This is a genomic window from Cyclobacterium sp. L-R (assembly GCF_056859355.1).
In genome coordinates this window covers 1-15,391 of the sequence record NZ_JBSXOH010000018.1, presented here as the reverse complement: position 1 = coordinate 15,391, position 15,391 = coordinate 1, and the positions used below count along the sequence as shown (strand labels likewise).

Annotated in this window: 12 protein-coding genes; 3 read left to right on the top strand and 9 right to left on the bottom strand. The window is 39.7% G+C overall.

Going from position 1 to position 15,391, the window contains the following annotated elements; genetic code table 11:
• Window positions 1-33 precede the first annotated feature (33 nt).
• A complete protein-coding gene (gene recN / locus AC13EX_RS01080) occupies window positions 34-1,686 on the top strand; it encodes a DNA repair protein RecN (protein WP_482891201.1) in 1,653 nt (550 codons plus the stop codon).
• 105 nt (window positions 1,687-1,791) lie between these two features.
• Window positions 1,792-2,613 carry an enoyl-ACP reductase FabI gene (locus tag AC13EX_RS01075; protein WP_048642038.1) on the top strand — a complete coding sequence of 274 codons (822 nt, stop codon included), beginning with the start codon at window positions 1,792-1,794 and terminating at the stop codon, window positions 2,611-2,613.
• A 76-nt stretch (window positions 2,614-2,689) separates the two neighbouring features.
• Here AC13EX_RS01075 and leuB read toward each other — a convergent pair whose 3' ends face one another.
• The 9 genes from leuB to ilvD are packed head-to-tail and all read right to left on the bottom strand — an operon-like array spanning window position 2,690 to window position 13,881.
• Window positions 2,690-3,760, bottom strand: coding sequence for a 3-isopropylmalate dehydrogenase (leuB, locus tag AC13EX_RS01070; protein ID WP_048642037.1), 1,071 nt, complete (start codon window positions 3,758-3,760; stop codon window positions 2,690-2,692).
• Complete coding sequence (locus AC13EX_RS01065; protein ID WP_482891200.1) at window positions 3,729-5,318, bottom strand: alpha-isopropylmalate synthase regulatory domain-containing protein; 1,590 nt, start codon at window positions 5,316-5,318, stop codon at window positions 3,729-3,731. Before AC13EX_RS01065 ends, leuB begins: the two co-directional genes overlap by 32 nt.
• 51 nt (window positions 5,319-5,369) lie before the next feature.
• Complete coding sequence (leuD, locus tag AC13EX_RS01060) at window positions 5,370-5,960, bottom strand: 3-isopropylmalate dehydratase small subunit (RefSeq protein WP_482891199.1); 591 nt, start codon at window positions 5,958-5,960, stop codon at window positions 5,370-5,372.
• Window positions 5,961-5,964: 4 nt separating this feature from the next.
• A complete protein-coding gene (gene leuC, locus AC13EX_RS01055; RefSeq protein ID WP_048642034.1) occupies window positions 5,965-7,386 on the bottom strand; it encodes a 3-isopropylmalate dehydratase large subunit in 1,422 nt (473 codons plus the stop codon).
• 21 nt (window positions 7,387-7,407) lie between these two features.
• Complete coding sequence (locus tag AC13EX_RS01050; RefSeq protein WP_482891198.1) at window positions 7,408-8,907, bottom strand: 2-isopropylmalate synthase; 1,500 nt, start codon at window positions 8,905-8,907, stop codon at window positions 7,408-7,410.
• A gap of 9 nt (window positions 8,908-8,916) precedes the next feature.
• Window positions 8,917-9,960, bottom strand: coding sequence for a ketol-acid reductoisomerase (gene ilvC, locus AC13EX_RS01045; RefSeq protein WP_048642032.1), 1,044 nt, complete (start codon window positions 9,958-9,960; stop codon window positions 8,917-8,919).
• A 32-nt stretch (window positions 9,961-9,992) separates the two neighbouring features.
• A complete protein-coding gene (ilvN, locus tag AC13EX_RS01040) occupies window positions 9,993-10,493 on the bottom strand; it encodes an acetolactate synthase small subunit (RefSeq protein WP_048642031.1) in 501 nt (166 codons plus the stop codon).
• 5 nt (window positions 10,494-10,498) lie between these two features.
• Window positions 10,499-12,193, bottom strand: a complete 1,695-nt coding sequence (ilvB, locus tag AC13EX_RS01035) for a biosynthetic-type acetolactate synthase large subunit (protein WP_048642030.1) — start codon at window positions 12,191-12,193, stop codon at window positions 10,499-10,501.
• Between the two features lie 5 nt (window positions 12,194-12,198).
• On the bottom strand, window positions 12,199-13,881 hold the full coding sequence (gene ilvD / locus AC13EX_RS01030) for a dihydroxy-acid dehydratase (RefSeq protein WP_482891197.1): 1,683 nt from the start codon (window positions 13,879-13,881) through the stop codon (window positions 12,199-12,201).
• A gap of 539 nt (window positions 13,882-14,420) precedes the next feature.
• On the opposite strand from ilvD, the gene ispE reads away from it, so the two are divergent.
• The gene (gene ispE / locus AC13EX_RS01025) at window positions 14,421-15,230 is read left to right on the top strand and encodes a 4-(cytidine 5'-diphospho)-2-C-methyl-D-erythritol kinase (RefSeq protein WP_482891196.1); all 810 of its coding nucleotides are present in this window, start codon (window positions 14,421-14,423) and stop codon (window positions 15,228-15,230) included.
• Window positions 15,231-15,391: the final 161 nt, after the last annotated feature.

The window sequence follows — 15,391 nt, the reverse complement described above, 5'->3', positions numbered from 1 at the left end:
TAATTTTGACACCTTAAACGAAACCAAAGCAACATGTTAACCAACCTTAGCATTACCAACTATGCTTTGATAGAAAAATTAGAAATGGAACCCTGTGCCGGTCTCAATATGATCACCGGTGAAACAGGAGCCGGGAAATCCATTATGCTTGGGGCAGTGGGCCTACTATTGGGAAATAGGGCTGATTCCAAAGCATTATTTGATGAGCAAAAAAAATGCATTATTGAAGGCGTATTCAATATCCAAAATTATGGGTTAGAAAGATTCTTTGAGAAGGAAGAGTTGGACTATGAATCGGCATGCATTATTCGGCGGGAAATTTCGCCATCGGGAAAATCTCGTGCTTTCATTAATGACACACCTGTAAGGCTGGAAAACCTGAAGGTCTTGGGGAAAATTCTGATGGATGTTCATTCCCAAAATGAGACCTTAATGTTGGGAGCTTCCTCCTACCAGCTCTCGCTGATAGATGCTTTTGCTAAGGTTAGCAAAGAGAAAGAAGCTTATTCTATACAGTATCATGCCTATATCAAAACGCAAAGAAAGGTACGTTTGCTAGAACAAGAAAAGCAGCAATACCAACAGGAAGCAGATTACAATCAGTTTCAGTTGGAAGAGTTGTCAAGTTTAAACTTAGAAGAAGGGGAACAAGCTTCTTTGGAAGCAAAGGAAGAATTATTAAACCATGCAGAAGAAATAAAATCTAGAGCATCCCAAGCACTGGACCACCTTGAAAACGAGGAATTGGGTGCAATGCAACAGTTGGCTGCAGCCAAGCAACACTTTCAATACCTACAAAAATTCGGAAAGAATTTTGAAGATTTAAATCAAAGGTTTGAAAGTTTGCTAATAGAGCTAAATGATATTTTAGAAAGTCTTTCTTTGGAAGAGCAGGAAATCGAAGTAGATTTTGAAAAGTCTGAGTGGGTAAGGGAAAGATTAAGTAAAATCTACCAGCTTCAAAAGAAACATGGCGTACAAAGTGATAAAGAGCTCTTAGAGCTGGCCTCAGCTCTTGCAGACAAGGTTTTTAAAGGAGATCACCTAGAGGAGGAGTTGGCCAATCAACAAATTTTATTAAAAGAAACCAAAGAGAAACTTAGTACAACGGGCCAGAAGTTGTCAAAAAAGAGACAGGCAATCTTTAATGGTTTCAGCAGAGAGATACAATCCTTATTGGCAAAATTGGGAATGGAAAATGCTAGGGTGGAAATCCTTCGAAAAGAAGTTCCCGCAAATGAATCAGGTATCGATGATATTGATATCCTATTTTCTGCCAACAAGGGAATTCAGCCTCAACCCATTGGTCAAGTAGCCTCAGGGGGAGAATTTTCACGACTAATGTTTGCCATCAAATATGTCATGGCAGATAAAATGGCCTTGCCTACTCTTATCTTTGACGAAATAGATACAGGGATATCCGGAGAAATAGCCCTACAAATGGTCCGGATGATGCAAGAAATTGCTACCAAACATCAGGTTATCTGCATAAGCCATTTGCCGCAGGTAGCCGCAAAAGGAGAAAAACACTATTTTGTTTACAAAGACAATAGCTCCAAGAAAACAATTAGTAAAATTAAGCTATTGAACCCCGAGGAAAGATTACTTGAAATTGCTAAAATGATTTCTGGGTCAAATCCCTCCACTACAGCCTTTGAAAATGCAAAAGAATTGCTCACGAAATAGACAATCGCATTTCTTTTCTAGAAGCCATGTGGAAAATGTTTGACCCATAATTAGTTAATATTATAGAATATTATTTAATTGAAGTTGTAAAATCAAAATAATACAATGCCTGAAAATTTATTAAAAGGAAAAAAAGGAATTATTACCGGTGCACTTGATGAAAATTCTATTGCCTGGCATACGGCCTTAAAAGCAAAAGAACAAGGGGCAAAATTTGTCCTTACCAATGCCCCAATTGCTATGCGTATGGGCGCCATTCAGGATTTAGCTGATGAATGTGGAACCATAGTTATTCCAGCAGATGCTACCTCTGTCGAAGATATCGAAAAATTATACGATGAAGCAAAGGAATATTTAGGTGGAAATTTTGATTTCTTACTCCACTCAATAGGTATGTCTCCCAATGTACGGAAGGGAAGATCTTATGGAGACCTGAATTATGATTGGGTACAAAAGTCATACGATGTGTCAGCAGTTTCTTTTCACAAAATGCTCCAAGTGGCAGAAAAGAAAGACATCCTTAATGAATGGGCTTCTGTGATTGCATTAAGTTATATTGCCGCAGAAAGAGCATTCCCTTTTTATAGTGACATGTCTGAAGCCAAAGCCATACTAGAAAGTATAGCTAGAAACTATGGCCTAAGGTATGGGAAAAACAAAAATGTAAGAGTAAATACCATTTCTCAATCCCCTACAAAAACTGTAGCTGGTTCAGGAATTGGGGGCTTTGATGATTTCTTTGATTTTGCGGCCCTAGCTTCTCCTTTGGGAAATGCTTCAGCAGAATCCTGTGCAGAGTACATTGTCACCATGTTTTCCGATTACACCAGAATGGTAACCATGCAAAACCTGTTTCATGACGGAGGCTATTCTACAACAGGCATTACGCAAGAATTAATTGATGCCTACGTAGCTAGTAAAAAGTAAATTGTATACTTACTAAAAAAGCCCCTAAAGCTATCAATTAGCAGTAGGGGCTTTCTTTTTGTATGCAATATTGTATTTACATTTTTTCAATTTGATCGGCCAACCAATCTCCTACTTCAGAAGTCTTATAGGATTTCTCCCCTTCTGAGAGATCTTCGGTTACGACGCCTTTTTCTAAAGACAGATTTACCACATCTGAAATAGCTTTAGCTTCATCCATTAAATCAAAAGCATATTCAAACATCATAGAAGCTGACAAAACCGCTGCCAATGGATTGGCAATGTCTTTTCCAGCAGCTTGTGGATATGAACCATGAATAGGCTCAAAAAGCTTGGTTTTAAGCCCTATAGAAGCCGAAGGCATCAATCCCATAGATCCACTAATTACAGAAGCTTCATCCGTAAGAATGTCTCCAAATAGGTTTTCAGTAATTAGTACGTCATAAGCTTTAGGCCATTGCACCAATCGCATAGCTACAGCATCAACAAATTCATATTCAACGGTTACTTCAGGATACTCAGGTGCCAAACGCTGAACTGTTTCTCTCCAAAGTCTAGAAGTTGCCAACACATTGGCTTTGTCTACGCAGGTCAAAAGCTTCCTTCTTTTCATCGCAAACTCAAAGCCCATTCTTGCCAATCTCTCAATTTCTTCTACTGAGTATACGCAAGTATCAAAAGCTTTGGTTCCTTGTTCGTTTCGACCTCTTGGCTCTCCGAAATAGATACCACCTGTCAATTCCCTTAAGAACACCAAATCAGTACCTTCAATACGTTCCTTTTTCAAAGGAGACTTGTGAAGCAATGATGGAAAAGTAAATGTTGGACGAACATTAGAGAAAAGACCTAATTTTTTTCTCATCTCCAATAAGCCCTGCTCAGGTCTCACCTTAGCACTTGGGTCATTGTCGAACTTAGGATGTCCTATGGCACCGAAAAGAACGGCATCAGAGGCTACACAAACCTCATGAGTAGAGTCAGGATAAGGGTTGCCTACCGCATCTATGGCTGCAGCCCCCGTAATGGCTTCTTTAAAAGTAATGGTATGTCCAAATTTCTTAGCGACAGCATTTACTACTTTTACTGCCTGAGCGATTACTTCAGGGCCGATACCATCACCAGGTAATAGGGCTATATTCATTTCCATAAGGATTCTTTTTTTCAGTTTTGTTACTATTTTTGATTTGTTCTATGATATTAAGCATTTTTTCAGTGGCCATCATGGCCGCAATGGTCTGGTCACTGTCCAGCCCTTTGGTCTTGAAAATTCTCCCATTTAAATCCCAGGTAATCACACATTCAACAAAAGCATCTGTTTTTCCTCCTGGAGGAATGCTTATTTGAAAGTCTGTTAGTTTAGGTAGCTCCATATCCAAGCCCTTGTATATTTTTTTCAGGGCCTTCATGAAGGAATCATATTGTCCATCTCCTGAAGCATTCTGTTCGTAATAGTTGTTGAATATTTTCATTCGCAACTGTACAGAAGGCTTTAGGCCTTTGGAGTGCACCATATGGTACCCATCGATGACAATATCTTTATGGATAGAGTTGTTTTGTAACACATCCGAAATGATATAAGGAAGGTCCTCTGTGGTAACCCTTTCCTTTTTATCTCCCAGTTCAATTATTTTCTGCGTTACTTTTGATAATTCTTCTGGTTCTAGAGAAATGCCTAACTCTTCCAGGTTTTTTGAAATATTGGCCTTTCCCGAAGTTTTACCCAGTGCATATTTACGTGTCCTGCCAAAACGTTCAGGAAGTAGGTCACTGAAATAAAGGTTCTTTTTATTGTCACCATCTGCATGAACACCTGCGGTTTGTGTGAATACATTTTCACCAACAACAGGTTTATTAGCAGGAATTCTTAAGCCTGAAAATTGCTCTACGAGTTTACTAATCCTGTAAATTTTATTCTCATTTACATTGAGATGACAAAGGGTAAAATCCTTTAAAACGGCTACAATCGATTCCAAGGGTGCATTGCCTGCACGCTCACCTAAGCCATTTACAGTAGTATGAATACCTTTTGCACCAGAATTGACGGCATGGAGCACATTTGCTACTGAAAGGTCATAATCATTGTGTGCATGAAAGTCAAAATGCAGGTCAGGAAACGAAGTGCAAATCAACTCCATAAATTCCTTAACTTCATCTGGACACAACAACCCCAAAGTATCTGGGAGCATTATTCTTTTGACTGGCTGTTGGGCAAGGAACTGGATCATGGACATTGCATATTCTCTGGAATTGCGCATGCCATTACTCCAATCCTCAAGATAAACGTTTACTTCAATGCCATACTGATTAGCGTAAGCGATGCATTTTTCTATTTCGGAAAAATGAACTTCTGGGGTTTTCTTTAACTGATGAGTCAAATGATTGAGGGAACCTTTGGTGAGTAAGTTCATCACCTTGGCACCGGCCTCTACCATCCAATCCACAGATTTTGGGGTATCTACAAATCCCAAAACCTCAATTTTATCCAAATACCCCTTTTCTTCAGCCCAATTTGTTATCCGTTTGACGCCTTCCAATTCACCCTCTGAAACCCTGGCTGAAGCCACCTCAATGCGGTCCACTCTTAATTCCTCCAACAAAAGTTTAGCTATTTGAAGCTTTTCTGAAGGAAGAAATGACACACCGGAGGTTTGTTCCCCATCCCTAAGGGTGGTGTCCATGATTTCTATTATCTTTTCTCTACGCATTCCCTTACCGTTAACCTAACACAATTTCAACTTCGAACCCCCGGGCAGTGTTTATTTATTGGCTTCGAATACAACTATTTCATTTTTTAGGTTCAGCAAATAATCAATATCGTCGAACCCGTTTTTCATGTTCTCTTTTTTATAAGAGTTGATATCAAAAGACTCTGATTTTCCGGTAGACAATAGAGTAATTGTTTGTTTATTTATGTCTACTTCTACTTCTACTTCTGGATTGGCTTCTACAGCTGCAAATAAATCGGCTGCGAATTCAGGAGAAACTGTAACTGGTAGAACACCAATATTTAAACAATTGTTTTTAAATATATCAGCGAAGAAACTAGAAACTACACATCTAAACCCATAATCATATATGGCCCAAACGGCATGTTCACGGCTAGATCCAGAACCGAAGTTCTTTCCTGCCAAAAGAATTTTACCCGAATAAGTAGGGTCATTTAAAACAAAATCAGCTTTAGGGTTTCCCTCATTATCATAACGCCAGTCTCTGAAAAGGTTGTCTCCAAATCCTTCTCTCTCCGTAGCTTTCAAAAACCTGGCCGGAATAATTTGGTCAGTATCTACATTTTCAGATGAAAGAGGAACTACCCTACTGGTCAAAACATCAAATTTATCGTATGCCATGGTTTTATTTTTCTTGTACTAATTCTTCTATTAAATCCCGAGGGTCTGTAATCACACCGGTAATGGCAACTGCCGCTACTGTAAGTGGAGAAGCAAGCAATGTTCGGCTTCCTGGTCCTTGACGTCCTTCAAAGTTTCTGTTGGAAGTAGATACAGCATATTTGCCTGATGGTATTTTATCATCATTCATCGCCAAACAAGCAGAACATCCTGGTTGTCTTAATTTAAAACCAGCCTCTTCCAAGGTTTGAACAATTCCCTCTTTAATAGCCATTTTCTCAACTTCTCTAGAGCCTGGTACTATCCATGCAGTGATATTGTCTGCTTTCTGTTTGCCTTTGACAAATTCTGCTACAGACCTTAAATCTTCGATCCTACCATTGGTACAACTTCCAACAAATACATAGTCGATTTTCTTGCCTTGCATAGGTTCCCCTGGCTTAAAACCCATATAATCCATGGATTTCAAATAGGATTTTTGCTCACTGGCATTCATTCCATCAGTAGTAGGAATATTGCCTTTTACCTTCACACCCATACCAGGATTGGTACCGTAAGTGATCATGGGTTCAATATCCTCAGCTTTATAATGGTATTCTACATCAAAGGAAGCTCCTTCATCTGTTTTAAGTGTTTTCCAATGCGCCACAGCCTTGTCCCACTCTTCTCCTTTAGGAGAGTATTGTTTACCTTTTAGGTATTCAAAAGTCGTTTCATCAGGTGCGATCAAACCACCTCTTGCGCCCATCTCGATACTCATGTTACAGATGGTCATTCTAGCCTCCATACTTAAAGACCTGATGGCACTACCTGCATATTCGATAAAGTATCCAGTACCACCACTAGCAGAAATCTGTGCGATGATGTATAATATAATATCTTTTGAAGTTACACCTTTACCCAACTCACCGTCTACAGTAATGCGCATTTTCTTAGGCTTAGCCTGCATGATGCACTGAGTAGCAAAAACCATCTCTACCTCTGAAGTACCAATACCAAATGCTATAGTACCAAAGGCTCCATGCGTAGAAGTGTGACTATCTCCACATACAATTGTCATTCCTGGCTGAGTAATCCCCAACTCGGGTCCGATTACATGGACGATACCATGGTGATCTGTTCCAAGGTCATGAAGTTCAATTCCATGTCTTTTACAATTTTCCCTCAATCTTTCGACTTGCATGCGGGAAAGTTGATCCTTGATTGTCTTGTCCTGATCGATGGTGGGTACATTATGATCAGGAGTGGCTATGGTTCTTTCTGGAAACATAACCTTATTGCCCCTTTTCTCAAGGTTAAGGAAGGCAACTGGGCTAGTTACTTCGTGGATAAAATGCTTATCTATGAAAAACACATCCGGACCATCTGGGATAGATTGGATCACATGTGCATCCCAAATCTTATCAAATAATGATTTCTTCTCCATTATATTTAGCTTTTTGTCAATTTATTTGACAGGTAATTTATTTAAAGCATCTATAAATGCTTTGGCCGAGGCCAATACTATGTCTGTTTCAGATCCAAAACCATGATATGGTCGATCGTTATGCATCAATCTCATATGAACTTTGCATATATCATCACTCCCTTTAGTGATAGCTTGAATCAGAAATTCATCCAAGATCACCTTCTGAGGGATAAGCTTTTTGATTGATTTAATTACTGCATCTACCGGGCCATTTCCGTCGGATTCACTTTCTTTTTGTTCTTCTCCTATAGTAAGAACTACTTTGGCGTGACCGCCTTTGCCTTCACTTCCTTCGTAATAAACATCCTTCATCTCTATGAATAAAGAGTTTTCCAAATGTTCGCCTAGCAAGGACAAGAGGTCTTTTCTTCCTATGTCTCTTTTTGAATCTGCAAGAACCAAAAAGGCCTCATAAATTTCATCCAATTTTTCCTTGTCAAATTCAAAACCCAATAATTTCAGGTGATGCTTCAAGGCTGCTCTGCCACTTCTGGCCGTAAGGACTATGGATGATTCCTCTACACCAACATCTTTAGGGTCAATTATTTCATAATTTTCCCTGTTTTTCAGTACACCGTCTTGGTGGATTCCTGAAGAGTGCGCAAATGCATTTCTACCTACAATGGCCTTATTTGGCTGTATAGGCATATTCATAAGCTTGGAAATAATCCTGCTGGTTTCGTAGATTTTCTTGGTATTAATACCAGTGTATACAGGAACCTCTTTGTGACTCTTTATAGCCATTACAACCTCTTCCAAGGAGGTGTTTCCTGCCCGTTCTCCGATCCCATTCATTGTCACTTCCACTTGTCTGGCTCCGTTTAGGACACCAGAAAGACTATTGGCCGTGGCCAATCCAAGATCGTTATGACAATGAGTAGACAGAATGGCGCTGTCTATATTTGAAACATTTTCTTTTAAAAATCGAATGATCTGCCCATATTGTTCAGGTAAGCAATAGCCAGTAGTATCAGGAATATTGATTACAGTAGCTCCCGCCTTGATGACTGCCTCTACTATTCTGGCAAGAAATTCAGGATCAGCCCTACCTGCATCTTCAGCATAAAACTCAACTTCACCGACAAGGTTTCTTGCAAATTTAACTGCCCTGATGGCCTTCTCAAGAACGGCATCAGGAGTGCTTCTAAATTTGTGCTCAATGTGGTAACCGGACACACCTATTCCGGTGTGTATTCTGCTTTTTTTGGCAAATTTCAATGCCTCGGCAGCCACCTCTATGTCTTTCTCAACTGCCCTTGAAAGCGCACAGATAATCGGTTCTTCAACTGCCTTTGAAATTTCCACAACAGAATTGAAATCCCCGGGGCTGGATATTGGAAATCCAGCCTCAAGGATATCAACTCCCAATACTTCCAAAGCCTTGGCTACTACAATTTTTTCCCTGGTATCGAGTTGGCAACCCGGTACCTGTTCACCATCCCTGAGGGTGGTATCAAATATCCAAAGCTTTTCTGACATCGTTAATTTTTAATTGTTTTCTGGTCTTAATTTACGTACAGTTGCTCCAGCTTGCCACATTTCAGAATCCCTCAATTCTTTCAATTCCTCTTCCAATTTCACTCTGTAATCAGACTTACTGTTGGATTCGATAGATTTGGCAGCTTCTTTTCCTGTTTTCACACTATTGTAAAGGTCTTCAAACACAGGCTTAGTAGCATCTCTGAAAGGTTTCCACCAATCTAATGCACCTCTTTGTGCTGTAGTAGAACAGTTGGCATACATCCAATCCATACCATTTTCAGCAACTAAAGGCATCAAACTTTGTGTCAATTCTTCTACAGTTTCATTGAATGCTTCAGAAGGAGTATGACCATTTGCTCTTAATACTTCATATTGAGCAGCAAATATACCTTGAATAGCACCCATAAGCGTTCCTCTTTCACCTGTAAGGTCAGATGTAACTTCTTTGTAGAAATCTGTTTCGAATAGGTATCCTGAACCTACACCAATTCCCAATGCTACTACTCTATCTTTTGCTTTACCAGTTGCATCCTGGAAAATAGCGAAAGATGAATTCAAACCTCTACCCTCAACAAACATTCTCCTCAATGAAGTTCCTGAACCTTTTGGAGCAACCAAAATTACATCAACATCAGCAGGAGGAACAATTCCTGTTTGGTCTTTGTAAGTAACACCAAAGCCATGAGAAAAGTAAAGTGCTTTTCCTGGAGACAAGTGTTTTTTAACTGTTGGCCATAAGGCGATTTGTCCGGCATCAGACAACAAGAATTGAAGAATTGTTCCTTTTTCGCAGGCTTCTTCCAACTCAAAAAGTGTTTCACCGGGTACCCATCCATCAGCAACAGCCTTGTCCCAAGTTTTGGAATCTTTTCGTTGTCCAACAATGACATTAAAACCATTGTCTTTAAGGTTTAGTGCCTGACCAGGACCTTGAACTCCGTATCCTAATACGGCAATTACTTCATCCTTTAAGACTTCCTTTGCTTTTTCAAGAGGAAATTCTTCTCTTGTCACTACGTTTTCTTCAACTGTACCGAACTTCAGTTTCATAACTATAAATTAAAATTGATTTTAAATTGGTATTATAAATATTTATCAATGCTCACCATTGGTTTGGCTACAGCTACCCTGCCGGACCTCACAAATTCCAGAACATTAAATTCTTTTAGCACTTCCAGCAAATCTTGAGTGTCCTTTTTATGACCCGTCATTTCAATGACCACAAAATCTTTCTCCGCTGAAATGATTTTCGCATTATGTTGCCGAATTACCATTTCCAAACCTGGATCAATGCTGTCTATAGGAATTTTATACAAAGCTATTTCCTGAAAAACCATCTCATCATCGAGGTAATAAAATGCTTTTATAACATCAATGATTTTTTCAATTTGTCTGGACAGCTGGATTATCTGAGCTTCAGTTGTACTCACCTCTATAGTGATCCTGTATATTCCTTCTTCTCTGCTTTCTGAGGCAGTAAAACCATCAATATTAATTCCTCTACGGGTAAATATTAAAGTGATTCTACTGAGTATGCCTATGAAATTTTCTGTAAAAACAGAAATTGTGTATCTTCTTTTCATCTGAGTTATTTAAGTCTAACTTCTTCAACAGAACTGCCAGTGGCAATCATGGGAAAAACATTGTCCTCTTTTTCTACTTTCACCTCAAGGAAATAAGGTCCATCATGTACAAACATCTCAGCTACGGCCTGACGCAAATCAGCTCGCTCATCTACTTTTTGTACTTTGAAATTATAGGCTTCAGCAATTTTAATAAAATCAGGATTATCTAACTCTGTAAAGGAATAGCGTTTGTCAAAAAACAACTGCTGCCATTGCCTTACCATACCCAAGAAATTATTATTAAGCAGTACCACCTTTACAGGGGCTTTGGTTTGCATGATAGCTCCAAGTTCCTGAATGGTCATTTGGATTCCACCATCACCTACCACGCATATTACCTCTCGGCTGTAATCGTGCAGTTGTGCACCCAAGGCTGCCGGAAGGGAAAAACCCATGGTACCTAATCCACCTGAAGTCACTTGGGTTCTGGTAGTTTTGTATTCAAAATACCTCCAAGCCACCATCTGGTGTTGCCCAACGTCTGTTACCAATATGGCATCATCAGCCTTAAATTCGTTGATATGGCGAACTACCTCTCCCATGGTCAAACCAATCTTGGTTGGGGATAAATCATTGCCTACAACTACTCTTTTTTCTTCAGCTTCAAGTTCTCTAAACTGCTTGATCCATTCCGGATGTTCTCTTTTTTCTACCTTCTCAACCAGCTTTTCTAAACTGACCTTACAGTCACCCAAAACAGGTACATCCGCTTTTACTATTTTATCGATTTCAGCTGGGTCTAATTCCAGGTGAATGACCTTAGCTTGCTTGGCATACCTTTTCACATCCCCTGTCACACGATCATCAAAACGCATTCCTACGCTTATTAATACATCGCATTTATTGGTAAGTAAGTTAGGTGCATAATTGCCATGCATACCCAATTTTCCTACATAATTGGGATGATCCTCTGACAGAGCTCCTGTTCCTAACAAGGTACAGGCTGCAGGAATACCAGTTTTGTCCAAAAATGCTTTCAACTGGCTTTCGGCCTTACCCAATATCACACCTTGACCATACAGCAAGTAAGGTCTTTCGGCGCTATTGATAAGTGCTGCGGCTTCAGCGATCACACTGTCTGAAACTTTAGGATAAGGTCGGTAAGAACGGATATTAAGGCAGGGAACATAATTGAAATCACCTAGAGCAATTTGTGCATCCTTGGTAATGTCAATTAGTACCGGACCTGGTCTTCCAGATCTTGCGATATGAAAGCCTTTGGCTATAGCCGGAGCTATATCCTCCACTCTTCTGACCTGTATGTTCCACTTCGTGGCAGGCATAGAAATACCTACTACGTCAGTTTCCTGAAAAGCATCAGTACCCAATAGCTGAGAAACCACTTGCCCTGTAATACAGACAAGGGGTGTGCTATCTATCAGGGCATCTGCCATGCCTGTTATTAAATTAGTGGCGCCTGGACCGGAGGTAGCCATACAGACTCCTACCTTACCAGAAACTCTTGCATATCCTTGGGCTGCATGAATTGCGCCCTGTTCGTGTCGGGTGAGGATATGTTGGATTTGATCCATATAATCATAGAGTGCATCATACACCGGCATGATAGCCCCTCCTGGGTAGCCAAAAATAAATTTGGCATTTTCTGCTACCAGGGATTTGATTACAATTTCTGCCCCTCTTATTTGTGAATCATTCATAATCGTTAATCTTTATCTGTCACACATCCCTCAGATGCGGTAGAAACTAACTGAGAATATTTTTTAAGTGTTCCATTCAAATGGCTCAGGTCTTTATTTACCCAGGTTATCTTTCGCTCTGCAAAAGTTTCCTCAGAAACATCACAGCTAATTTCGAGCGTTTCCCCATTAATGGTAACCATATCGCCGTTTTGTAAAAGCCCTATAGGGCCACCTGTATATGCTTCCGGCGTCACATGTCCTACTACGAAGCCATGCGTGCCTCCTGAAAATCTTCCATCTGTAATAAGTGCAACATCTGCACCCAAACCTGCACCAATGATAATGGATGTTGGTTTAAGCATTTCTGGCATGCCTGGTCCTCCTTTAGGACCTACATACCTGATGACGACCACATCACCCTTTTTAACTTCCATGTTTTTCATGGCATCATTGGCTTCCTGCTCTGAGTTGTACACTTTAGCAGGACCGGTGAAGGAAACACCCTCTTTACCGGATATTTTTGCCACGGATCCTTCTGGAGCAAGGTTTCCAGTCAAAATACATAGGTGACCAGTTTTCTTAACAGGGGAATCAATAGGATTGATTACATTGCCTTTTTCTGCTTTTATTGGAGCTACATTGGCCAAGTTTTCAGCAATTGTTTTGCCTGTCACTGTCATACAGTCGCCATGTAACAATCCATTGTCCAAAAGGTACCTCATAAATGCAGGAAGGCCTCCCTGCTCATGCAGGTCTTCCATCATGTATTTTCCACTAGGCTTAAAATCTCCCAATACAGGAGTTGTGGCATTGATCTTTTTAAAATCTTCTAGTCCAAAGTCGATTTCTGCCGTTCTGGCAATCGCCAAAAGGTGAAGTACCGCATTGGTGCTACCAGCAAGTGCGACTACCACCCTTACCGCATTCTCCAAGCTTTTCTTGGTTAAGATATCTTTAGGCTTAAGGTCCATAGCCAATAAATTGGCAATGAATTCACCTGCTGCTTCGCATTCAGCAGCTTTTTCATTAGAGTTAGCCGGATTAGATGCACTATATGGAAGCGAAAGCCCCATTGCCTCTATGGCAGAAGACATGGTGTTGGCGGTATACATACCTCCACAAGCACCCGCTCCAGGGCAAGCATTCTTGATTACACCGGTATAGTCTTCATCAGAAATTTCGTTTTTGATTCGTTTTCCGTATGCTTCAAAAGCAGAAACAATATTGAGTTTTTCTCCCTTGTATTTACCAGACCTGATAGTACCACCATAAACCATGATAGAAGGTCTGTTCACACGTAACATACCCATTACCGCTCCTGGCATGTTTTTATCACAACCAGCTACAGCAACTATCCCATCAAATGAATGTCCTAGAATAAATGACTCTATGGAGTCAGCAATGATTTCTCTTGATGGTAAACTATAACGCATACCTGAAGTACCCATTGAAATCCCATCACTGATGCCTATCGTGTTGAAGACCAATCCAGTCAGCTTTGACTTTTTTGTAGAAGCCTTTATGGCTCTTGCAAAGTCATTAAGGTGCATGTTACAAGGGTTACTTTCATATCCACAACTTGCGACCCCGACAAAAGGCTGCTTCATCTCTTCATCCGACAGTCCTGTTGCATACAACATGGCCATTGAAGCCGGATTTTCTTGATTATCGCTTACCTCCCAACTATTCTTCTTTGAATTGCTCATTATAACTGAATTATTTTTAACAACTGGCTTATAAAAAAAAGTGCTTCACTCGAATGAAGCACTTTGATTGATTTTTTCTATTGGCAATAGATCAGCGCTTCATCACTTACTAAATGATAATGACAATTAGAACGACTAGGCTGACAACTATTAACATTTCTCTTATGGAGTATTCTCTTTGACTTTATTTTGTACTATTATAATGCAATATTAAAACCCATAATCCATACTTACAATATTTTAATTCTTTTTTTAATTTGAGTAAAATAAGAAAATAATGCAAATGAATTTAATTAAAAAATTAAAGTTTATTATTATAGGATTGATGCAATTTTATTTCATTTATTTCATTATCGCGAAAAAAATCAAAATTTTCTTCTGATCCAAACTTTTGTTAATTTTTTACTAAAAAAACCGTCTATAAGGTCAGAGTTACCAACTTTAAACTTAAGTAAGCCTTTATCTATAAAAATGAATTAAAAAGGTGCTTAGAAAATCCACACCTTTGTTTTAATTTTAAAGCCTAAAGATGTACAATTATGATCATTTTTCCCAATGCAAAAATTAATCTTGGCTTACATGTCCTTCGAAAAAGGAATGATGGGTATCACGACATTCATACTTGCATGTACCCCATACCTCTTAAGGAAGGCTTGGAAATGATTCCCGCCAAATCCTTTGGTTTTACTCATAGTGGAATACCCATCCCAGGCACATCAGATCATAACCTCATCGTCAAGGCATATCAATTATTGCTGGCTGATTTCCCGAAGCTTACACCTGTAGCTGCGCATCTCCATAAAAGCATTCCCATAGGGGCTGGTCTAGGAGGAGGTTCGGCTGATGCAGCTTTTGCCCTTAAACTTTTGAACACCCTATTTTCCCTAAATTTAAAACCAAAACAACTTGAGGACTACGCCTCCCAATTAGGTAGCGACTGCCCTTTCTTTATACAAAACAAGCCCCAAATGGCTGAAGGACGGGGAGAAAAATTAGAAACACTTGATTTGGATTTGGCGGGAAACTGGCTTTTTCTGGTGCATCCCGGCATTCATATAGGCACCAAAGAAGCTTATGATGGAATCCAGCCCAAAGAAAGGGAAATGGGCCTAAAAGCCATACTCAATGATCAATCTACCTGGAAATCAACCCTTGTAAACGATTTTGAAAAAGGAATTTTCAATTCCTACCCGGAGATAGCAGACATCAAATCAAAACTATATGAAGCTGGGGCCTGGTATGCAGCCATGTCTGGCTCAGGATCTGCTGTATTTGGATTATTTAAGGATACACCACAAGGGATTAAATTTCCCTCCCATTATTTTACCTTTTCCGAAAAACTAATTTAAACCAAAGTTTTAACCCGAAATATGCAATAGACAATCTATTACGTGCTGAAATCGCTTCAAAATCAGCCACTTCGTTGCTGTTTTCAATTTCACCATAGCGGTGCTATGCTAAAATCTCCAAACAGCCTGATTTTCTTGCGATTGCAACACTCATCACGAAT

Coding starts and splice junctions, on each gene's coding strand:
- recN (WP_482891201.1), top strand. CDS start 34: ATGTTAACCAACCTTAGCATTACCAACTATGCTTTGATAGAAAAATTA.
- AC13EX_RS01075 (WP_048642038.1), top strand. CDS start 1,792: ATGCCTGAAAATTTATTAAAAGGAAAAAAAGGAATTATTACCGGTGCA.
- leuB (WP_048642037.1), bottom strand. CDS start 3,760: ATGGAAATGAATATAGCCCTATTACCTGGTGATGGTATCGGCCCTGAA.
- AC13EX_RS01065 (WP_482891200.1), bottom strand. CDS start 5,318: ATGCGTAGAGAAAAGATAATAGAAATCATGGACACCACCCTTAGGGAT.
- leuD (WP_482891199.1), bottom strand. CDS start 5,960: ATGGCATACGATAAATTTGATGTTTTGACCAGTAGGGTAGTTCCTCTT.
- leuC (WP_048642034.1), bottom strand. CDS start 7,386: ATGGAGAAGAAATCATTATTTGATAAGATTTGGGATGCACATGTGATC.
- AC13EX_RS01050 (WP_482891198.1), bottom strand. CDS start 8,907: ATGTCAGAAAAGCTTTGGATATTTGATACCACCCTCAGGGATGGTGAA.
- ilvC (WP_048642032.1), bottom strand. CDS start 9,960: ATGAAACTGAAGTTCGGTACAGTTGAAGAAAACGTAGTGACAAGAGAA.
- ilvN (WP_048642031.1), bottom strand. CDS start 10,493: ATGAAAAGAAGATACACAATTTCTGTTTTTACAGAAAATTTCATAGGC.
- ilvB (WP_048642030.1), bottom strand. CDS start 12,193: ATGAATGATTCACAAATAAGAGGGGCAGAAATTGTAATCAAATCCCTG.
- ilvD (WP_482891197.1), bottom strand. CDS start 13,881: ATGAGCAATTCAAAGAAGAATAGTTGGGAGGTAAGCGATAATCAAGAA.
- ispE (WP_482891196.1), top strand. CDS start 14,421: ATGATCATTTTTCCCAATGCAAAAATTAATCTTGGCTTACATGTCCTT.